This window comes from Leclercia sp. S52, assembly GCF_039727615.1.
Lineage (GTDB): Bacteria > Pseudomonadota > Gammaproteobacteria > Enterobacterales > Enterobacteriaceae > Enterobacter > Enterobacter adecarboxylatus_B.
Genome location: NZ_CP152474.1, coordinates 3,964,155 through 3,984,298 on the forward strand (window position 1 = coordinate 3,964,155; position 20,144 = coordinate 3,984,298).

General features: G+C 55.4%; 16 protein-coding genes and 2 pseudogenes. 11 read left to right on the forward strand and 7 right to left on the reverse strand.

Going from position 1 to position 20,144, the window contains the following annotated elements; all coding sequences use genetic code 11:
* Window positions 1–128 precede the first annotated feature (128 nt).
* Complete coding sequence (locus tag AAHB66_RS18890) at window positions 129–1,166, forward strand: LacI family DNA-binding transcriptional regulator (RefSeq protein WP_347114063.1); 1,038 nt, start codon at window positions 129–131, stop codon at window positions 1,164–1,166.
* On the opposite strand, the gene lysA is transcribed toward AAHB66_RS18890, so the two are convergent.
* Window positions 1,136–2,398 carry a diaminopimelate decarboxylase gene (lysA, locus tag AAHB66_RS18895; protein ID WP_347114064.1) on the reverse strand — a complete coding sequence of 421 codons (1,263 nt, stop codon included), beginning with the start codon at window positions 2,396–2,398 and terminating at the stop codon, window positions 1,136–1,138. The genes AAHB66_RS18890 and lysA overlap by 31 nt on opposite strands.
* Window positions 2,399–2,519: 121 nt before the next feature.
* Between lysA and AAHB66_RS18900 the strand changes: the two genes are divergently transcribed.
* Window positions 2,520–3,458 (forward strand): LysR family transcriptional regulator, encoded by a 939-nt coding sequence (locus AAHB66_RS18900; protein ID WP_347114065.1) that lies wholly within the window; start codon window positions 2,520–2,522, stop codon window positions 3,456–3,458.
* On the opposite strand, the pseudogene AAHB66_RS18905 reads toward AAHB66_RS18900, so the two are convergent.
* Window positions 3,445–4,139: pseudogene (locus tag AAHB66_RS18905) on the reverse strand (aspartate/glutamate racemase). The gene AAHB66_RS18900 and the pseudogene AAHB66_RS18905 overlap by 14 nt on opposite strands.
* A gap of 137 nt (window positions 4,140–4,276) precedes the next feature.
* Here AAHB66_RS18905 and AAHB66_RS18910 point away from each other — a divergent pair.
* From AAHB66_RS18910 to AAHB66_RS18935, 6 genes are all read left to right on the forward strand, one after another.
* A complete protein-coding gene (locus tag AAHB66_RS18910) occupies window positions 4,277–4,600 on the forward strand; it encodes a cupin domain-containing protein (RefSeq protein WP_347114066.1) in 324 nt (107 codons plus the stop codon).
* Window positions 4,601–5,049: 449 nt separating this feature from the next.
* Entirely contained in the window at window positions 5,050–5,940 is an 891-nt protein-coding gene (locus AAHB66_RS18915; protein WP_032613798.1) for a sugar ABC transporter permease, read from the forward strand.
* Complete coding sequence (locus AAHB66_RS18920) at window positions 5,933–6,835, forward strand: carbohydrate ABC transporter permease (protein WP_032613800.1); 903 nt, start codon at window positions 5,933–5,935, stop codon at window positions 6,833–6,835. Before AAHB66_RS18915 ends, AAHB66_RS18920 begins: the two co-directional genes overlap by 8 nt.
* A gap of 12 nt (window positions 6,836–6,847) precedes the next feature.
* Window positions 6,848–7,975, forward strand: a complete 1,128-nt coding sequence (locus AAHB66_RS18925; protein WP_347114067.1) for an ABC transporter ATP-binding protein — start codon at window positions 6,848–6,850, stop codon at window positions 7,973–7,975.
* Window positions 7,976–7,988: 13 nt separating this feature from the next.
* The gene (locus AAHB66_RS18930) at window positions 7,989–9,278 is read left to right on the forward strand and encodes an ABC transporter substrate-binding protein (RefSeq protein ID WP_347114068.1); all 1,290 of its coding nucleotides are present in this window, start codon (window positions 7,989–7,991) and stop codon (window positions 9,276–9,278) included.
* 66 nt (window positions 9,279–9,344) lie between these two features.
* Entirely contained in the window at window positions 9,345–10,472 is a 1,128-nt protein-coding gene (locus tag AAHB66_RS18935; RefSeq protein ID WP_347114069.1) for an oligogalacturonate lyase family protein, read from the forward strand.
* Between the two features lie 80 nt (window positions 10,473–10,552).
* Here the strand turns inward: AAHB66_RS18935 and AAHB66_RS18940 are convergent, their stop codons facing one another.
* The 3 genes and pseudogenes from AAHB66_RS18940 to kduI form a co-directional block, all read right to left on the reverse strand.
* Window positions 10,553–11,968 carry a sugar porter family MFS transporter gene (locus tag AAHB66_RS18940; RefSeq protein WP_347114070.1) on the reverse strand — a complete coding sequence of 472 codons (1,416 nt, stop codon included), beginning with the start codon at window positions 11,966–11,968 and terminating at the stop codon, window positions 10,553–10,555.
* Between the two features lie 313 nt (window positions 11,969–12,281).
* Window positions 12,282–13,043, reverse strand: a complete 762-nt coding sequence (gene kduD / locus AAHB66_RS18945; protein ID WP_032613810.1) for a 2-dehydro-3-deoxy-D-gluconate 5-dehydrogenase KduD — start codon at window positions 13,041–13,043, stop codon at window positions 12,282–12,284.
* Between the two features lie 62 nt (window positions 13,044–13,105).
* Window positions 13,106–13,943: pseudogene (kduI, locus tag AAHB66_RS18950) on the reverse strand (5-dehydro-4-deoxy-D-glucuronate isomerase).
* Window positions 13,944–14,398: 455 nt separating this feature from the next.
* On the opposite strand from kduI, the gene AAHB66_RS18955 reads away from it, so the two are divergent.
* Window positions 14,399–15,574, forward strand: coding sequence for an oligogalacturonate lyase family protein (locus AAHB66_RS18955; RefSeq protein ID WP_347114071.1), 1,176 nt, complete (start codon window positions 14,399–14,401; stop codon window positions 15,572–15,574).
* Between the two features lie 150 nt (window positions 15,575–15,724).
* Here the strand turns inward: AAHB66_RS18955 and AAHB66_RS18960 are convergent, their stop codons facing one another.
* Window positions 15,725–16,408: a porin gene (locus AAHB66_RS18960; protein ID WP_347114072.1), complete on the reverse strand. Its 684-nt coding sequence runs from the start codon at window positions 16,406–16,408 to the stop codon at window positions 15,725–15,727.
* A 327-nt stretch (window positions 16,409–16,735) separates the two neighbouring features.
* Window positions 16,736–17,914, reverse strand: a complete 1,179-nt coding sequence (locus tag AAHB66_RS18965; RefSeq protein WP_347114073.1) for an acetyl-CoA C-acetyltransferase — start codon at window positions 17,912–17,914, stop codon at window positions 16,736–16,738.
* A gap of 247 nt (window positions 17,915–18,161) precedes the next feature.
* On the opposite strand from AAHB66_RS18965, the gene AAHB66_RS18970 reads away from it, so the two are divergent.
* Both AAHB66_RS18970 and AAHB66_RS18975 read left to right on the forward strand, forming a co-directional pair.
* Window positions 18,162–19,340 (forward strand): M20 aminoacylase family protein, encoded by a 1,179-nt coding sequence (locus AAHB66_RS18970; RefSeq protein ID WP_347114074.1) that lies wholly within the window; start codon window positions 18,162–18,164, stop codon window positions 19,338–19,340.
* A gap of 14 nt (window positions 19,341–19,354) precedes the next feature.
* On the forward strand, window positions 19,355–20,131 hold the full coding sequence (locus tag AAHB66_RS18975) for an ABC transporter substrate-binding protein (RefSeq protein WP_347114075.1): 777 nt from the start codon (window positions 19,355–19,357) through the stop codon (window positions 20,129–20,131).
* The last annotated feature ends 13 nt before the right edge of the window (window positions 20,132–20,144 follow it).

Sequence of the window (20,144 nt, forward strand, 5' to 3'; positions counted from 1 at the left end):
TTTACCTCACCCACCACCTGTTGCCAGAAAGCGTGATCCTGATGGGGGGTTTTGCCTCTCCCGCCCGGCTTATGCCCCTGAACGTCTGTGATAAACTTGCGTGCATAACGTGGAAGCAGGAAGAGCAAATGGCAACAATGCTGGATGTCTCACTGCGCGCGGGCGTGTCGAAAGCCACGGTGTCGCGCGTACTGAACGGCACAGGTCAGGTCAAAGAGAGTACCCGTCAGCAGGTGTTTAACGCGATGGAAGAGCTGGGCTATCGCCCCAATTTTCTGGCGCGCTCGCTGGCGAACCGGACCAGCAACAGCATTGGTCTGGTGGTCTCGACCTTCGACGGTTTTTACTTTGGTCGGCTGCTGCAGCAGGCCTCCCGTCAGACCGAAACGCACGGAAAACAGCTGATTGTCACCGACGGTCACGATACCCCGGAGCGGGAGGAAGAAGCGGTGCAGATGCTGGCCGATCGCCAGTGCGATGCCATCGTGCTCTACACCCGCTACATGAGCGAAAAAGCGATCATGAAGCTCATCAACAGCGTGAAGATGCCGCTTATCGCGATCAACCGCGACGTCAGCCAGGCCCGGGAGCGCTGCGTGTTCTTCGAACAGCAGGCGGCGGCCTTCAGCGCCGTAGAGTATTTGATAAGCCAGGGGCACCGGGAGATCGCCTGCATGACGGTGCCGATCCATACCCCCACCGGCAAGGCGCGCCTGACCGGCTACCGCAAGGCGCTGGAAAAGCACGGCATCCCCTGGGATGAGAGCCGGGTGAAGTATGGCGATTCGGGGATGACCCGCGGATATGAGCTATGCCAGGCGTTGCTGCACGACAAGGTGCCGTTCAGTGCCCTGTTTGCCTGTAACGACGATATGGCGCTGGGAGCCTCGAAGGCGCTGCACCAGGCCGGGCTGCGCATTCCGCAGGATGTGTCGCTGTTCGGCTTTGATGACGCGCCCTGCGCGAAGTGGCTGGAGCCGGCGCTGTCTACGGTCTATCTGCCGATCGACAACATGATCACCACCGCCATCGATCAGGCAATCCGGCTGGTAAAAAACGAGCCGATCGAAGCGATCCCGCCCTTTACCGGCACGCTGGTGTTACGCGATTCGGTGGCGACGGGACCCTGGTTCGATCAGAACAGTTCGAGCGCGAGCAGTTCCTGAATGGTCTGGCGACGGCGGATCAGCCGCGCCGCGCCGCGATCAAACAGCACTTCCGGCAGCAGCGGGCGGCTGTTGTAGTTCGAGGACATGGACGCGCCGTACGCGCCGGTATCGTGCAGCACCAGATAATCCCCCGGTACCACCTGCGGCAGCGCGCGGGTTTCCACTTTCCCGCCCTCCTGCTGGGTGAAGACATCCCCGGATTCACACAGCGGCCCGGCCACCACCGTCTCCACCACCGGGGCCTGGGTTAAATCCCGGCCGTCGGCCGCGAGGGCGGTAATGTGGTGATAGCTGCCGTACATGGACGGACGCATCAGATCGTTAAAGCCCGCGTCGATCAGCACGAAGTGACGGCTGCCCATTGCCTTCACGCTGCGCACCTGCGCCACCAGCACGCCGGATTCTGCCACCAGGAAACGCCCCGGCTCGATCTCCAGCTTCACCGGATGGCCCAGATGAGCGGCAATTTTGTCACGCGCGCCGTTCCACAGGCCGTAATAGTGATCGGTGTCGATCGCCTCTTCGCCTTCACGATACGGGATCGATAAGCCACCACCCGCGGAGATCGCCTCCAGATCCTGACCGAATTCGATCACCTGGCGCACCATCGCGCCGCACACCTGCTCAAGGTGACCGTAGTCCACGCCCGAACCGATGTGCATATGAATGCCCACCAGCTTCAGGTTATAGCGCTGCAGGACATCCAGGGCCGCAGGCAGATCGCTGTACCAGATGCCGTGTTTGCTGTTTTCGCCGCCGGTGTTGGTCTTCTGGCTGTGGCCGTGACCAAAGCCCGGGTTAACGCGCAGCCAGACGCGATGGCCCGGCGACACCTGACCCAGCTGCTCCAGCATATCCACCGAACCGGCGTTGACCGGGATCTGCAGCTCATGCACCCGGGCCAGGGTGGCGCTGTCGATCAGATCGGCGGTAAAGACGATGGAGTCGCGGTCGGCCTTTGGATCGTAACCCGCCGCCAGCGCGCGCTCGATCTCACCCAGCGACACGGAGTCGACCTTAACGCCCTGCTCGCGCATCAGGCGCAGAATATGGATGTTGGAGCAGGCTTTCTGGGCAAAACGCACCACGTCGAACTGATGCAGGGCGGCGATTTTGTCGCGAATAATCTGGGCGTCATAGACCCAGACCGGGCAGCCAAACTCCGCAGGCAGGCGCAGCAAATTGTCGGCGTTCAGGTCGGTATCGGTGTTGTTCAGCGGGCGTGGCATGGCGTTCTCCGGGGATGCAATTTTTTATGATTACGCCACAGCCCGAAGAGAATAAAAAATATCGTTTTATCGCCAGTCTATGCAAAAATGATATGGATTATGTTTAACCAGGTCGCCTCCCATGCCCGCTGTAAACCTGCGCCATATTGAAATTTTCCACGCGGTGATGACCGCCGGAAACCTGACAGAAGCCGCGCGCCTGCTGCACACCTCCCAGCCGACGGTGAGCCGCGAGCTGGCGCGCTTCGAGAAGGTGATCGGCCTGACGCTGTTCGAGCGCACGCGCGGGCGGCTGCACCCCACGGTGCAGGGGCTGCGGTTGTTCGAGGAGGTGCAGCGATCCTGGTACGGGCTGGACCGCATCGTCAGCGCTGCCGACAGCCTGCGCGAGTTTCGACAGGGCGAGCTGTCCATCGTCTGCCTGCCGGTCTTCTCCCAGTCGTTTTTGCCCGCCCTGCTGCAGCCGTTTCTTGCCCGCTATCCGGACGTGAACCTGACCATCGTCCCGCAGGAGTCGCCCCTGCTGGAGGAGTGGCTCTCGGCCCAGCGCCACGATCTCGGCCTGACCGAAACCCTCGCCACGCCGGCGGGTACTGCCCGTCACGAGCTGCTGTCATTAGATGAGGTGTGCGTCCTGCCCGCCGGACATCGGCTTGCTGAAAAAGCGGTGCTGACCCCGGCGGATTTTCAGGGCGAGAACTACATCAGCCTGTCGCGCACCGACAGTTACCGGCAGCTGCTGGATACGCTTTTTGCCGAGCATCAGGTGAAACGACGGATGGTGGTGGAGACCCACAGCGCCGCGTCGATCTGCGCCATGGTGCGGGCGGGGGTGGGGATTTCGGTGGTGAATCCGCTGACGGCGCTGGATTATGCCGACAGCGGAATTGCGATCCGCCGCTTCACTGTTTCGGTGCCCTTTACGGTGAGCCTGATTAAGCCGCTGCACCGCCCGGCCTCGGCGCTGGTGGATACCTTTAGCGCCCATCTGCAGCAGGGGCTGGGCACCATCATCGATCCACTGGCGCGGCTTTTATCCTCGCACGCTACGAAAGCATAAACTCTACCGCATCGGCAGCGTGGATCGCGGCGGTATCAAACACCGGGATCGGGCTTTCATCCGTCGGGATCAGCAGGCCAATCTCGGTGCAGCCAAAGATCACCCCCTGCGCGCCTCGATCGGCGAGGGTCTGGATCACGCTCAGGTAGTACTGGCGTGAGGCCTCGCTAAAGGTGCCGAGGCACAGCTCTTCAAAGATGATCTGATTGATGCGGGCCCGATCCGCCTCGTCCGGGATCAGGCTCTCAATGCCGTATTGCGCCGTCAGCCGCCCGCGGTAGAAATCCTGCTCCATGGTGTAACGGGTACCGAGCAGCGCCACGCGGTTCATGCCCGCAGCGGTGATAGCGCGCCCGGTGGCATCGGCGATATGCAGGAACGGCAGGGAGCAGCGCGATTCAATCTGCGCGGCGACTTTGTGCATGGTGTTGGTGCAGAGCAGAATGGCCTCCGCCCCTGCCCCCTGCAATCCCAGCGCCGCATCGGCGAGGATCTCCCCGGCCTTCTCCCAGTCGCCGCTGGACTGGCAGGCTTCTATCTCATGAAAATCGACGCTGTGCAGCAGCAGGCTGGCCGAGTGCAATCCCCCCCAGGCGCTGCTTCACCCCCCTCGTTAATCAGACGATAATACGGAATGGTGGATTCCCAGCTCATTCCCCCTAACAGGCCAATCGTTTTCATGGTGCTCTCCTTTCCGGTTTTATCCAGTGAAGCAAACTTGTGATCGAGTTTCCAGTTCTCTGGTTCCACATTTCCTTTTAACCGGTACTGGGATAAATTAAATGAAACGATGTTTCACTATATAACAGGACATGAGCATGTTTATTTTCCACAAAGAGACCCAACTTGACGATCTGGGCAACGGCGTTACCCGCCGTATTCTGGCGCACGACGGCAAAATGATGGCAGTAGAGGTCAATTTTGAAGAGGGTGCCGTTGGCCCGATGCATAACCACCCGCACGAGCAGCTGACCTACGTATTATCCGGCGAATTTGAATTCACCATCGGTGAGGAGAAGCATATCGTTACCGCCGGGGATACGCTTTATAAGCAGCCGCACATTATGCACGGCTGCGTTTGCCTGAAGCCGGGCACCCTGCTGGATACCTTTACCCCGGTTCGTGAAGACTTCCTGAAATAAACAACAAGGCGATGCTCCGGCATCGCCTTTTTTCTGCTTAAGCGCAACGCGCTTTATCTGAGCAAAATAATCCTTCAACAAGTTAATTATTTCCTCGCTACCTTAATTCCCATGTTACATTTTTGCTACAAATATTAGTAGTTTGTCTCTGCCGACGAAAATTCCCAGAATATGTGAGCAAAGTCCGCTGTTTAGCTGGTTTTTTCTCATCGCCTTTCCGCGCAAGTCGATAAAAATGCCATCCATCTCACCTTATTGAAACGCTGTTTCGACCGCGATCACATTTCCACTATTTATCGAATGACGTGGATTTAAATCACAATAAAATAAATTAAAACGTCGTTTTACAAATTGAAAACGGTGGTTCATAAGTTTTAAAAAATTGAAACAGCGGCCAGCAGCACCCGTACAGATTCCGTTTTAAACCATTAATTACCAGGTAGGTATGTATGAATGAAAACAAGATGTTGGGGCTGGCGTGGATATCACCCTACATAATTGGGTTGATACTTTTCACCGCCTTCCCCTTTGTTTCATCTTTCTTCCTCAGTTTTACTGAGTACGATTTGATGAGCCCGCCGGTATTTAACGGCATAGAAAACTATCGCTACATGTTTACGGAAGATACCCTCTTCTGGAAATCCATGGGCGTGACCTTTGCCTATGTCTTTTTAACCATCCCACTGAAGCTGGCCTTTGCGCTCGGTATTGCGTTTGTTCTGAACTTTAAACTGCGCGGCATCGGCTTCTTCCGTACCGCTTATTATATTCCGTCGATCCTCGGCAGCTCGGTGGCCATTGCCGTTCTGTGGCGCGCCCTGTTTGCGATTGACGGCCTGCTCAACAGCTTTATCGGCGTGTTTGGTTTTGACGCGGTGAACTGGCTTGGCGAACCCTCTCTGGCGCTGATGTCCGTGACCCTGCTGCGCGTGTGGCAGTTCGGATCCGCGATGGTGATCTTCCTCGCCGCCCTGCAGAACGTCCCGCAGTCGCAGTATGAAGCGGCGATGATCGATGGCGCATCCAAGTGGCAGATGTTCATGAAAGTGACCGTGCCGCTGATTACGCCGGTGATCTTCTTTAACTTCATCATGCAGACCACTCAGGCGTTCCAGGAATTTACCGGTCCGTATGTTATTACCGGCGGTGGACCAACCTACTCCACCTACCTGTTCTCACTGTACATCTACGACACCGCATTCAAGTACTTTGACATGGGTTACGGCGCGGCACTGGCCTGGGTCCTGTTCCTGGTCGTTGCGGTCTTCGCCGCTATCGCCTTTAAGTCTTCGAAATACTGGGTGTTCTACTCCGCCGATAAGGGAGGCAAAAATGGCTGATATTCAACAACTCTCCACGGCGAGAAGCATCGCAGAACGTGAAGTGGCGCGGACGCTGCGTCGTGAAAAAATTAGCGCCAGCATTCGCTATGTGATCCTGCTGTTTGTTGGCCTGCTGATGCTCTATCCGCTGGTGTGGATGTTCTCGGCGTCGTTCAAACCGAACCACGAGATCTTCACCACCCTGAGCCTGTGGCCAGCCCACGCGACCTGGGACGGCTTCATCAACGGCTGGAAAACCGGTACCGAGTACAACTTCGGTCATTACATGCTGAACACCTTCAAGTATGTGATCCCGAAAGTGATCCTGACCATTATCTCCTCCACCATCGTGGCGTACGGCTTTGCCCGCTTCGAGATCCCGTGGAAGAAGTTCTGGTTCGCGACGCTTATCACCACCATGTTGCTGCCAAGCACCGTGCTGCTGATCCCTCAGTACCTGATGTTCCGTGAAATGGGCATGCTGAACAGCTACATGCCACTGTACCTGCCGCTGGCCTTCGCCACCCAGGGGTTCTTCGTCTTCATGCTGATTCAGTTCCTGCGCGGCGTACCGCGTGACATGGAAGAGGCGGCGCAGATTGACGGCTGTAACTCCATTCAGGTGCTGTGGTACGTGGTCGTGCCGATCCTGAAGCCGGCCATTATCTCCGTGGCACTGTTCCAGTTCATGTGGTCAATGAACGACTTTATCGGGCCGCTGATTTACGTCTACAGCGTGGATAAATACCCGATTGCACTGGCTCTGAAAATGTCCATCGACGTCACCGAAGGTGCGCCGTGGAACGAAATTCTGGCAATGGCGAGCATCTCCATTCTGCCATCCATCATTGTCTTCTTCCTGGCACAGCGCTACTTCGTACAGGGCGTAACCAGCAGCGGAATTAAAGGTTAAGAGGGAAATATCATGGCTGAAGTTATTTTCAACAAACTGGAAAAGGTTTACTCCAACGGCTTCAAAGCGGTACATGCTATCGACCTGAAAATCGCTGAAGGTGAATTCATGGTGATCGTCGGCCCATCCGGCTGCGCCAAGTCCACCACCCTGCGTATGCTGGCCGGTCTGGAGACCATCAGCGGCGGCGAAGTGCGCATCGGCGACAAGATCGTCAACAACCTCGCGCCAAAAGAGCGCGGGATTGCGATGGTGTTCCAGAACTATGCGCTCTATCCGCACATGACCGTGCGTGAAAACCTGGCCTTTGGCCTGAAGCTGAGCAAGCTGCCAAAAGCACAGATTGAGGCCCAGGTTAATGAAGCGGCCAAAATCCTCGAGCTGGATGAGCTGCTGGACCGCCTGCCGCGCCAGCTCTCCGGCGGTCAGGCCCAGCGTGTGGCCGTAGGCCGTGCGATTGTGAAAAAGCCGGACGTGTTCCTGTTCGACGAACCGCTCTCTAACCTCGACGCCAAACTGCGTGCCTCGATGCGTATCCGTATTTCGGACCTGCACAAGCAGCTGAAGGCCTCCGGCAAACCGGCGACCACCGTCTATGTGACGCACGATCAGACCGAAGCGATGACCATGGGCGACCGCATCTGCGTGATGAAGCTCGGCCACATCATGCAGGTAGATACCCCGGACAACCTGTACCACAAACCGAAAAACATGTTCGTGGCCGGCTTTATCGGCTCGCCGGAGATGAACATCCGCGCCAGCAAGCTGGTACAGCAGGACGGCCAGCTCTCCCTGACCATCGGCAACCAGACCATGCCGTTAAGCCCTGAGCTGAAAGAGAAAGTCGCCAGCTACGTCGATCAGGACATTTTCTACGGTATTCGCCCGGACTTTGTCTCGATCTCCGATGAGCCCTTTGCCCAGGGCAGCTGCAGCGGCGAGATGGTTCGCGCGGAAAACATGGGACATGAATTCTTCGTGTACCTGAAAGTTGGCGAGTATGAACTGACTGCCCGAATTCCTTCCGATGAAGCTAAGCCAATGATTAACAAAGGCCTTCACCGTAAGGTGTACTTTAAGTTTGATATGAATAAGTGTCATATTTTTGACGCAAAAACTGAACAGAACATCTCTCTTTAATGGAGTTATAAAAATGAAAAAAGTGCTTTTAAGCGCCGTTATCTCCGCTACCTTTGGAATGAGTGCCCTACCCACTTTTGCTGCGGACAGCACCGATCTGCGTATGTCCTGGTGGGGCGGCAATGGCCGTCACCAGGTGACGTTGAAAGCTCTGGAAGAGTTTCACAAACAGAACCCGGATATTAACGTTAAGTCGGAGTACACCGGCTGGGATGGTCACCTCTCGCGTCTGACCACGCAAATCGCGGGCGGCACCGAGCCGGACGTGATGCAGACCAACTGGAACTGGCTGCCGATCTTCTCCAAAACCGGCGACGGCTTCTACGACCTGAACAAAATGAAGGACGTGATCGACCTGTCTCAGTTCGATCCGAAAGAGCTGCAGTCCACCACGGTGAACGGCAAGCTGAACGGGATCCCGATCTCCGTGACCGCGCGCGTCTTCTACTTCAACGATGAAGCATGGAAAAAAGCGGGCGTTGAATACCCGAAAACCTGGGATGAGCTGATGGCGGCGGGTAAAGCCTTCGAGAGCAAACTGGGCAAACAGTACTACCCGGTGGTGCTGGAGCACCAGGATACTCTGGCGCTGCTTAACTCTTACATGATCCAGAAGTACAACATCCCGGCGGTGGACGAACAGGCGAAGAAATTCTCTTACAGCAAAGAGCAGTGGGTTGAGTTCTTCCAGACCTATAAAAAGCTGATCGACAGCCACGTGATGCCGGACACCAAGTACTACGCGTCCTTCGGTAAGAGCAACATGTATGAGATGAAGCCGTGGATCGAGGGTGAATGGGGCGGGACCTACATGTGGAACTCCACCATCAAGAAATACTCCGACAACCTGAAGCCACCTGCGAAGCTGGAGCTGGGCAGCTACCCAATGCTGCCGGGTGCAACCGATGCCGGTCTGTTCTTTAAACCGGCCCAGATGCTCTCCATCGGTAAATCTACCAAGAACCCGGAAGCCGCAGCGAAAGTGATCAACTTCCTGCTGAACAGCAAAGAAGGCGTTGAGACCCTGGGTCTGGAGCGTGGCGTACCGTTGAGCAAAGTGGCGGTGAAATACCTGACCGAAGACGGCACCATCAAAGAGAACGATCCGGCGGTTGCGGGCCTGCGTCTGGCGCAGTCTCTGCCAGCCAAACTCTCCGTCTCGCCATACTTTGACGACCCGCAGATCGTGGCTCAGTTCGGCACCTCCCTGCAGTACATCGACTATGGTCAGAAAACCGTGGAAGAGACTGCCGCTGACTTCCAGCGTCAGGCTGAACGCATCCTGAAACGCGCAATGCGCTAATTATCTTAGGTTATCAATACCCTACCGTTATGCGGTGGGGTATTTTTTTATCTGAAGGAACATGCCATGAAAGGAAAAATTATCCCCCTGAGTTTTCGCACCCGGCAGGACAGCCAAACCGGACACGAGGTGATACGCCTGACGCCGCCGCACATCATCTGTCACCGTAACTATTTCTATCAGAAATGTTTTACCCGCGATGGCAGCAAGCTGATCTTTGGCGGCGCCTTTGAGGGCCACTGGAACTACTACCTGCTCGACATTGAACAGCAAAAGGCGACCCAGCTGACCGACGGCGCTGGCGACAATACCTTCGGCGGCTTTCTCTCCGCGGACGATGCTTCTCTGTGGTACGTGAAAAATAGCCGCGAATTGCGCCGCGTCGATCTTGAGACTCTGGAAGAGTATGTGGTGTATGAGGTCGATAACGACTGGGTGGCCTACGGTACCTGGGTGGCGAACTCTGACTGCACGAAGCTGGTAGGCATCGAGATCAAAAAAAGCGACTGGCAGCCGCTCACCGACTGGAGCAAGTTCCGCGCGTTTTACTTCACCAACCCGGAATGCCGCCTGATCAACATCGACCTGCAAACCGGTGAACGGCGGGTGATTTTGCAGGAGAAACGCTGGCTTGGACACCCGATTTACCGTCCGTTCGACGACAGTACGGTAGCCTTTTGTCACGAGGGCCCGCGCGACGCGATCGATGCGCGCATGTGGTTGATCAATGAGGATGGCAGCAATCTGCGCAAGGTGCGCCAGCACGGCACGGGCGAGAGTTTTACCCACGAGTTCTGGGTGCCGGACGGCTCGGCGCTCTATTACGTGGCGCACAAGGAGAACGATCCTAAGCGCTATCTGTTCAGCGCCGATCCGCAAACGCTGGAAAACCGTCAGCTGATGGCGATCCCGCCCTGCTCCCACCTGATGAGTAACCACGACGGCTCGCTGATCGTCGGCGATGGCGCCCCGCACAATACCGGGGATATCAGCCTCAACGATCCCTTCATCTGGGTGTTCGATATTGCACAAGGCACGCAAACCGCCGTCTGCCAGCACAACACCAGCTGGAAAGTGCTGGACGGCGATCGCCAGGTCACCCACCCGCATCCGTCGTTTTCACCGGACAATAAGTGGGTGCTGTATACCTCGGACGAAGAAGGGATGCCGGCGCTGTATCTCGCTCGGGTGTGAAAAAAGCCGGGTGGCGGCTACGCCTTACCCGGCCTACGGTTTTGTCGGCCCGGCAAGCAAAGCGCCGCCGGGCGTTAACCTCACACGCCGATATTTCTTAACTTCTCCCCGGACATCAGCTTGCGCTCGATGTGCTCCAGGGTGACGCCTTTGGTTTCGGGGATCAGCCAGAAGGTGATGCCAATAAAGACCACGTTCAACACCGTATAGAGCCAGAAGGTGCCCGCCGCGCCGATAGCATCCAGCAGAGTCAGGAAGGTGGCGCCAATGATCATGTTCGACACCCAGTTGGTGGTGGTGGAACAGGTGATCCCGAAGTCGCGGCATTTCAGCGGCTGAATTTCAGAGCACAGGATCCACACTACCGGGGCAGCACTCATCGCGTAACCCGCGATGCACATCATCGTCATCCCCACGGAGAGCCAGGACAAGCTGCTGGACGCCGTACCGTTATCAAACTGCATCAGGCAGTAGCCGAGGATCAGCGTCCCCAGCGCCATCACGCTAAAACCAATTTTGAGGGCCGGTTTGCGACCCGCTTTATCGACGGTAAACACCGCAATAAAGGTGGCAAACATAAAGGTCAGCCCCACCACCAGGGTGGCGATCATCTGCTGTTCGGTGGTGGTGAATCCGGCCATTTTAAAAATACGTGGCGCGTAATACATGATGATATTCATGCCGGTAAACTGCTGCATCGCCTGCAACAGCATGCCGAGGAAGACCGCGCGACGGACGTTGCGGTTAATTTTGAATAACGACCAGCCACCCTGTTTCAGCTTGAGGCTTTCGCGGATCTCGTTCAGCTCTTCCCGCGCTTTCTCAGAGGTATCGCGCAGCATCCGCAGCACTTCCTCCGCCTCGACGTGTCGCCCTTTTTGCGCCAGCCAGCGTGGGCTGTTGGGCAAAAAGATCACCAGCACAATCAGCAATACCGCCGGTAGTGCCAGAACCCCCAGCATCGCGCGCCAGTTGCCGCTGTAGCTGAAATACGTATCAGAGAGAAAGGCCAGTACGATACCGAGCGTCACCATCAGCTGATACATGCTGATCATTTTGCCGCGAACGTTTTCGCTCGCCATCTCGGAGAGATAGAGGGGGGCGGTGTAGGAGGCAATCCCCACGGCCACGCCCAGCAGCACGCGAGAAAGCAGTAGCGCCTCCACGCCCGTGGCAAACGCGGAGCCCAGCGAGCCGGCCACAAACAGAACGGCGCCCACCATCAGGCTGTATTTTCGGCCCAGGCGGAATGAGAGCCAGCCGTTGAACAGGGCACCGACTGCTGCCCCCAGCATCATACTGCTCACCACCCACTCCTGCAGGCGATTGCTGAGCGTAAAGTGATCGGTGATAAAAGGTAGCGCACCGGCAATCACGCCGATATCCAGCCCAAACAGCAGACCGGCCACCGCCGCGGAAACGGACACAAACAGGTTCATCCTGCGGGTATCGCGCAGGGCGCGGGGCATAAAGGTAGAGTCGTTTATTGATGTCATATTTTCCTGCCTGAACAGCGTAAGACGTTAAATGAAATTACGAGAAACCCTGAAAAAGTGTCAGGTCGTATAACGTGAAAATATGGATTTATTGGCTGGCAAGGGGCGATCTGTGATGGACATTACAATTTAAAACAAGGATGAATATTCCCCACTTTGTGTTAAAAGCATGATTTGTAGACGATAAAGATGTGATGCCCGTCATTTTCGTAAAATGACTATGGATTTTCCTCTTTTACTAATATGGACAATGTCTGATTCAGGACAAAAAAACCTCCGCCCGGGGGCAGAGGTTTATTGGCAGGGGCGAGAATTAACGCGCCAGCCAGCCGCCGTCAACCGCTACGGTGTAGCCGTTGATGTAGTCAGAAGCGCTGGACGCCAGGAACACAACCGGGCCCATCAGATCGCTTGGCAGACCCCAACGCCCCGCCGGGATACGCTCGAGGATCGCCGCGCTGCGCTCTTCGTCAGCACGCAGCTGCTGGGTGTTGTTGGTCGCCATGTAGCCCGGTGCGATGGCGTTAACGTTGATGTTGTGCTGCGCCCATTCGTTCGCCAGCAGACGGGTCACGCCCATTACGCCGCTTTTGGAGGCGGTGTAAGAAGGCACGCGGATGCCGCCCTGGAAGGAGAGCATGGAGGCGATATTAATGATTTTGCCGCCGTTGCCCTGCGCGATGAAGTGCTTCGCTGCCGCCTGGGACATGAAGAAAACGCTCTTGATGTTCAGGTTCATCACGTCGTCCCAGTCCTGCTCGCTGAAGTTGATCGCGTCTTCACGACGGATCAGACCGGCGTTGTTGACCAGGATGTCGATTTTACCGAATTCAGCCACCGCACGATCCAGCAGCTCAGGGATAGCGTCGATTTTACGCAGATCGGCGGTCAGGCTCAGGAAACGACGGCCCAGCGCGGTAACACGCTCGATGGTCTCCTGTGGCTCAACGATGTTGATCCCGACGATGTCGCAGCCGGCTTCTGCCAGACCGACCGCCATACCCTGGCCCAGACCGGTATCACAACCGGTAACGACCGCAACTTTACCCTGCAGAGAAAATGCATCAAGAATCATTTTTTATCCTTTATCTTTCAGCGCCTGAACGAACAGGCAAGTTTGTGCTTAACTGTCCGCGACTAGCGCAGATCCTTAACGGCTACGTGGTCCATATCATCAAAGACCTGGTTTTCACCCACCATGCCCCAGATGAAGGTATAGGCACGCGTGCCCACGCCCGAGTGAATAGACCAGCTTGGTGAGATCACCGCCTGCTCGTTATGCATCACGACATGGCGCGTCTCCTGCGGCTGTCCCATCATGTGGAATACACAGGCGTCTTCTTCCATGTTGAAGTAGAAGTACACTTCCATGCGGCGCTCATGGGTATGGCACGGCATGGTGTTCCACAGGTTGCCCGGATCAAGCTCGGTCAGACCCATGCTGAGCTGGCAGGTTTCCAGCACATCAGGAACGAAGTATTTGTTAATGGTGCGGCGGTTACTGGTGAGGTTGTCACCCAGAGTGACTGGCGCAACGTCTGCCGGGGTCACTTTTTTTGGTTGGATAGGTGGTGTGTGCCGGGGCGCAGTTATAGTAGAACTTCGCCGGTTTGCTGCTATCGACGCTGGCAAAGACCACTTCCTGCGCGCCTTTCCCGACGTACAGGGCATCGCGATGGCCGATCTCGTAGCACTGACCGTCAACGGTGATGGTGCCCGGGCCGCCGATGTTAATCACGCCCAGCTCACGACGCTCAAGGAAGAAGCTGACGCCGAGCTGCTTGCCCACTTCGCCACCGACGGAGACCGTTTTGGTCACCGGCTTAATGCCGCCAACGATAATGCGGTCAATGTGGCTGTACACCATGGTGTACTCATCCGCGACAAACACTTTCTCGACTAAAAACTCATCGCGCAGACCCTGGGTATCCAGCGTTTTTGCATGCGCGCTGTGGATGCTTTGTCTGACTTCCACATTAACCTCCAGAATTTATCGGCCCCGAAGGCCTGGATAATTAACAAAACGGTGTTCCGTTTTCATGATGGGCACATATTATCTGCTGTGAAATGGGTTTTCAATTACATTTAAAACGATGTTTCACTTTTTCTGTAAGTTAATCTCAAAATTGCAGTTGCGATCACGAATGTCAGGGAGTTGACATCGCTTTCTTAAAAGCTTCTTTTAAAATCTCCGAATTAATTTGCAATTTAAACAATAGGTTATATAAGAATAAAAAATTGATGCCGGGATGATAAAAATCTGAACAGATGTAAAGAGAGTGATGATTTTGTGGGCTTTTACTTCAGAAGTGCGCCACCAGTCACACACACTGAAACGATGTTTTGATATTTTAACACCCAGTTTTTAAACTCATATTTTACCGATCGGACCGCAGGCAAAATCCTGCTGTCGAATTCAAGGAGTGCATCATGGCAAAAGGCATGCGGGTCAAACTGAACTATGAGGTCAGTCGCGATCCGGATACAGGCGTGGAAGTGACCCGCCTGACCCCACCTGAAGTTACCTGTCATCGTAACTACTTCTATCAAAAGTGCTTTTTTAACGACGGTAGCCATCTGCTGTTTGCCGGCGAATTCGATGGCCACTGGAACTACTACCTGCTGGATCTGAAAAAGGCCGAAGCGGTGCAGTTAACCGAAGGCGCGGGGGATAACACCTTCGGCGGCTTCCTGTCGCCGGACGATAAATCCCTCTATTACGTTAAGAATGATCGCACCCTGCTGGAAGTCAATCTGACGACGCTTGTCGAGCGCGAAGTGTACCGCGTCAGCGACGACTGGGTCGGCTACGGCACCTGGGTGGCCAACTCTGACTGCACCAAACTGGTGGGGATCGAAATTGCGAAGAGCGACTGGACCCCGCTGAACGACTGGAAAATCTTCCACGACTTCTTCCATAAGGGCCCGCACTGTCGCCTGCTGCGCGTCGATCTGCAGACCGGCGAAAGCAGCGTGATCCACGAAGAGAAAAACTGGCTCGGCCATCCGATTTACCGTCCGTTTGACGACAGCACCGTCGCGTTTTGCCACGAAGGCCCGCACGATCTGGTGGATGCCCGTATGTGGATGGTCAACGAAGACGGCAGCAACGTGCGTAAGGTTAAAGAGCATGCGGAAGGCGAAAGCTGCACCCATGAATTCTGGGTACCGAACGGCTCGGCGCTGGTGTATGTCTCTTATCTGAAAGGTCAACAAGGCCGTACCGTGTACAGCTTCAATCCGGATACCGGCGAGAACAGCGCGGTAATGCAAATGCCGGCCTGTTCGCATCTGATGAGTAACTTTGACGGCACAATGCTGGTGGGTGACGGTTCCGGTACCCCGGTCGACGTGAAGGACACCAGCGGTTACACCATCGATAACGATCCTTATCTCTATGCGTTCGACGTGGCGAAAAAGGCCTACTTCCGCATCGCGCGTCACGACACCTCCTGGGCAACCGTGGCGAACAGCCGCCAGGTGACCCATCCGCACCCATCCTTTACCCCGGATGATAAAGCGGTCCTGTTTAGCTCCGATAAAGACGGCAAACCCGCTCTCTATATTGCGAAGCTTCCTGAGCAACCTGAACTGTTGCGTGAATAAATGTTTGTGTTTGTGTTTGTGTTCCTGTAACTGGCCTTGCCCTCCTTTATGGAGGGCTTTTTTTTATCCCTGTATCGGCGCAGTAATAAATTGCAGGCATAAAAAAACCGGCTCTTTCGAGCCGGTTAATCCCGGAGGTACTGCTTGTTATTAGAAGGAGTAGGCTACACCGACACGCAGACGGGTCTGACGCTCATCGGTCTCTTTCACACCAACGTTACCCACTTCACCGTACGGGGACCAGTTTTTATCAATTTTGTACGCCAGCTTGACGTTATATTCCTGGGAGTAATCTTTATTGTTATTACGGATTACGCCTTCTGAACTTTTAGCGTATACATAGTTCAGCTCGGTACGCCAGTCGCCCATCACCCAGCCAACCCACGCATCGCCACGGTTAACTTTGTCGTCGTCTTTATTCGCGCTTGACGGATAACGGGTATAGTCATAACGATAACGAGCGGCAACGTAGAAGCCATTATCGAAGCTATATTGTGCATGCAGATACGGTTTATAAATGGTGAAGCTGTCTTTACTTTCAACCGTAAAGCCTGGTGTTAACGCAATATTCGGGGTTGCTTTCCAGCGCCAGCTAATCTGGTCTTCGTGACCATTACCGACCACATCCGCAAATGGCTGATCGGCTTTATCGCCGCCGGATTTCCATTTCGCTTCTACTGAAAAACCAAAACCATTTTCAAAACGGTGCGAAACCGCAGCACGGTCTGCGTTCGAGCCGTTATCAATATATTCATGACGCAGATCCACGGTGACAGCCTGAGCTGCGAAAGAAGCGCCAATAAGTGATGCAAGGACCAGAGATTTCTTAAACATGGAAAAACCCTCGTTTAAAATGATGTTTCGTTTTTATGGAATTGCATTTTATTTTTTTAAACACGTAATTTTAGTGATCATGATCGTAAATATTTGTTTCATTTTTTTTGGCAAAGCCAGGCGTGAGCAATATCAACAAAAGAGGGTTTTTAAGCGGAATTTAACGGATCGCGATCACACTAAAGTGTTATTAGAGATTCAATTAATGTGGTAAATATTTCGGGGAGGTTTGAGGATTTACTTACAAGAGTAAAAATATGACGGCTATCACAAACAAATAAGCCTCCGCGGTGGGAGGCTTATTTTGATTGATATTTATCAAGGTGCTTATCTTTCTATGGCTAACGCCACGCCCTGTCCGCCGCCTATGCACAGCGTGGCCAGCCCTTTACGGGCATCGCGTTTCACCATCTCATGCACCAGCGAGACCAGAATACGACAGCCTGACGCACCTATAGGGTGGCCGAGCGCAATCGCCCCGCCGTTAACATTGACCCGGCGCTCATCCCACTCCAGCATTTTGCCCACCGACAGCGCCTGGGCAGCAAAGGCTTCGTTGACTTCGATGAGATCGACATCCGCCAGCTGCCACCCTGCCCGCTCCAGGCAGCGGCGCGTGGCATGCACCGGGGCGATCCCCATTAAAGCAGGATCCACACCGACGCTGGCAAAGGCTTTGATCCGCGCCAGCACCGGCAGATTCAGCGCTTCGGCTTTGCTCTCGCTCATCATCATGACCGCAGCAGCGCCGTCGTTAATAGAGGAGGCATTTCCGGCGGTCACGGAACCGGTGAGTTCAAAAGCCGGATTGAGTAACGCCAGCCCTTCGGCGCTGGCGTCGGTTCGCGGCTGCTCATCGGTATCTACCAGCAGTGGTTCACCGCTCTGCTTCTGCGCGCTGACCGGGACAATCTCATCCCGGAAGCGGCCCGCATCGATTGCGGCCCGGGCTTTATGCTGTGAGCTGAGGGCGTAGGCGTCCTGCCGCTCACGGGAGATCCCGTATTCCCGGGCCAGGTTTTCCGCCGTGACACCCATATGGTAATCGTTGAAGGCATCCCACAGCCCGTCATGCACCAGGCTGTCGATAAGCTGGCTGTTCCCCAGCTGGGCGCCCGTGCGGCTGTCGGTCAGAACGTGCGGCGCGCGGCTCATGTTCTCCTGGCCACCGGCGATCACCACGTCGGCTTCACCGCACTGGATCGCCTGGGTTGCCAGATGCAGCGCCTTGAGCCCGGAGCCACAGACGTCGTTAATGGTAATGGCAGAGACGGTGTTAGGTAATCCCCCCTTCAGCGCGGCCTGACGGGCAGGGTTTTGCCCGGCCCCTGCGGTCAGCACCTGACCAAGGATCACCTCATCGACCTCGTGGGCCTCAATGCCACTGCGCTCCACCAGCGCGCGGACCACCACGCTGCCCAGATCTACCGCCGAGTGGCGTGAGAGCGCTCCCTGGAAACAGCCAATTGCTGTGCGCAACGCACCCCCTATCACGACGTCTTTCATCTCAACCTCTGCGCAAAATGACACCGCACATAGTAGAGTATGTGTTATCAACTAATGATGTAATTGTTTAAAAAAAGTGAGTTTTATCACAAAGGATCGGCCATTCATTTTGCACACCTCGACGTAAAGCCTGCATGTATTCACACAACTTATAATTAACACGGTAATTATTAGATAACGCATTTGCATTATGACGGCGCGGCGATAAGTTAGGAGATGCAAACACGCGTTTACACTGGAGTAACAAATGTCCGACTGTATCATTCCAGAAATAAAAGAATCAGAAGAAGAAATCATCGCCATCCGCCGTCATTTACATGCCAATCCTGAATTAAGCCTCGAAGAGTTTAATACCAGCAATCTGGTGGCTCGCCAGCTCGAAGGCTGGGGTTATCAGGTGACGCGCGAAATCGGAAAAACCGGTGTGGTCGGCTCGCTCAGCAAAGGCCAGGGCAGCAAATCCATCGGCCTGCGTGCCGATATGGACGCATTACCCATCTTTGAAGCCACCGATCTGCCCTGGGCCAGCACCGTCCCGGGTAAAATGCACGCCTGCGGCCACGACGGCCACACGGCGATTTTACTGGCCGCGGCGAAGTATATTGCCTCTGACGCCTGCCAGTTTAACGGCACCGTGCACCTTATCTTCCAGCCGGCCGAAGAGGCGATTGGCGGCGCGGATTTAATGATTAAAGACGGGCTGTTTGACCGCTTCCCCTGCGACCGTATTTTTGCCCTGCACAATATGCCTTACCTGCCGACCGGTAAGTTTGGCTTCTATGAAGGCAACTTTATGGCCTCCGCCGATACCGTGAAAATTACCCTGAAAGGGTACGGCGGGCATGGCGCGCACCCGGAACGCACCGTGGATCCGATCGTGACCGGGGCCGCCCTGATCATGTCCCTGCAAAGCATCGTGGCGCGTAACGTGCCGCCGGGTGAAACCGCCGTGGTGACGGTCGGGACCTTCCAGGCGGGCATTGCCTCCAACGTGATCCCGGACAGCGCGGTGATGGAGCTGACGGTGCGTTCGATGAAGCCGGAGATCCGCGACCTGCTGATCCGCCGCATTCAGGAGCTTACCGATTTCACCGCCCGCAGCTATGGCGCCACCAGCGAAGTGGAGATCTATGACTCCTACCCGGTGCTGGTCAACGATGCGGAACAGACCGCTTTCGCCCGCCAGCTGGCCGTCGAATTCTTTGGCGAGGAGGCGGTACTCGACAGCGTCTCCCCGTCCAATGGCAGTGAAGATTTTGCCTTTATGCTCCAGCAGCGTCCGGGCAGCTATTTCCTGCTGGGCAACGGCGAGAAAGGGGAAAAAGGCGGCTGCATGGTGCATAACCCCGGCTACGACTTCAATGACGAGATCATTACCACCGGGGCCTCCTTCTTTGCCCGTTTGGTTGAAAACTATTGCCGTTAAGACAGGGACAGATAATGAAAAAATACCTTTTACCGCTGGTCGCTCTGCTGGCGACATCGTCTGCCTTTGCAGCAGAGACCAAAGAGCTGCGTTTCGGCGTGGATCCGACCTTCGCCCCCTTCGAGTCAAAAAACCCGCAGGGCGAGGTGGTCGGTTTTGATATCGATCTGGGCAATGCCATCTGTCAGCAGCTGCAGGCGAAATGCGTCTGGGTTGAAAGCAACTTCGACGGCATCATTCCTTCCCTGAAGGCGCGTAAATTTGATGCCATCCTCTCCGGGATGTATATCACCGACAAACGTAAAAAGCAGATTGCCTTCAGCGACAAGATTTACAGCGGCCCGGCCTTCCTGGTGGCGCGTAAAAACAGTCTCGCCAGCAACAGTGTGGATCAGCTGAAAGGGAAAACCATCGGGGTTGAGCAGGGGTCCGCTCAGGAGACTTATGCCAATGAGCAGTGGCGCGGCAAGGGCGTTAACGTCGTGGCCTATCAGGGTGCCGATCAGGTGATCCGCGACCTCGAGTCCGGGCGCATTGACGGCGCGGTGCTCTCCGGGGTGATGGCGGAGTACAGCTTCCTCAACAAGCCGCAGGGTAAAGAGTTTGCCTTTGTCGGCACTGCACTGCAGGACGATGCCCTGTTTGGTGCCGGAGCGGCAATTGGCCTGCGCAAAGAGGATGACAAGCTGCGCCAGGAGCTGAACGGCGCCATCGCGGCGATCCTGGCCGACGGGACCTATAAAAAGCTCGCCTCAAAATACTTCAGCTTTGATATTTATACCGGCAAGTAACCCTGTTCCGCCC

Excerpts from the sequence above, each read along its gene's own strand:
- kduD (WP_032613810.1), bottom strand. The coding sequence starts at position 13,043 with ATGATTCTTGATGCATTTTCTCTGCAGGGTAAAGTTGCGGTCGTTACC.
- AAHB66_RS18900 (WP_347114065.1), top strand. The coding sequence starts at position 2,520 with ATGCCCGCTGTAAACCTGCGCCATATTGAAATTTTCCACGCGGTGATG.
- AAHB66_RS18920 (WP_032613800.1), top strand. The coding sequence starts at position 5,933 with ATGGCTGATATTCAACAACTCTCCACGGCGAGAAGCATCGCAGAACGT.
- AAHB66_RS18925 (WP_347114067.1), top strand. The coding sequence starts at position 6,848 with ATGGCTGAAGTTATTTTCAACAAACTGGAAAAGGTTTACTCCAACGGC.
- lysA (WP_347114064.1), bottom strand. The coding sequence starts at position 2,398 with ATGCCACGCCCGCTGAACAACACCGATACCGACCTGAACGCCGACAAT.
- AAHB66_RS18955 (WP_347114071.1), top strand. The coding sequence starts at position 14,399 with ATGGCAAAAGGCATGCGGGTCAAACTGAACTATGAGGTCAGTCGCGAT.
- AAHB66_RS18910 (WP_347114066.1), top strand. The coding sequence starts at position 4,277 with ATGTTTATTTTCCACAAAGAGACCCAACTTGACGATCTGGGCAACGGC.
- AAHB66_RS18970 (WP_347114074.1), top strand. The coding sequence starts at position 18,162 with ATGTCCGACTGTATCATTCCAGAAATAAAAGAATCAGAAGAAGAAATC.
- AAHB66_RS18890 (WP_347114063.1), top strand. The coding sequence starts at position 129 with ATGGCAACAATGCTGGATGTCTCACTGCGCGCGGGCGTGTCGAAAGCC.
- AAHB66_RS18975 (WP_347114075.1), top strand. The coding sequence starts at position 19,355 with ATGAAAAAATACCTTTTACCGCTGGTCGCTCTGCTGGCGACATCGTCT.
- AAHB66_RS18940 (WP_347114070.1), bottom strand. The coding sequence starts at position 11,968 with ATGACATCAATAAACGACTCTACCTTTATGCCCCGCGCCCTGCGCGAT.
- AAHB66_RS18935 (WP_347114069.1), top strand. The coding sequence starts at position 9,345 with ATGAAAGGAAAAATTATCCCCCTGAGTTTTCGCACCCGGCAGGACAGC.
- AAHB66_RS18930 (WP_347114068.1), top strand. The coding sequence starts at position 7,989 with ATGAAAAAAGTGCTTTTAAGCGCCGTTATCTCCGCTACCTTTGGAATG.
- AAHB66_RS18915 (WP_032613798.1), top strand. The coding sequence starts at position 5,050 with ATGAATGAAAACAAGATGTTGGGGCTGGCGTGGATATCACCCTACATA.
- AAHB66_RS18965 (WP_347114073.1), bottom strand. The coding sequence starts at position 17,914 with ATGAAAGACGTCGTGATAGGGGGTGCGTTGCGCACAGCAATTGGCTGT.
- AAHB66_RS18960 (WP_347114072.1), bottom strand. The coding sequence starts at position 16,408 with ATGTTTAAGAAATCTCTGGTCCTTGCATCACTTATTGGCGCTTCTTTC.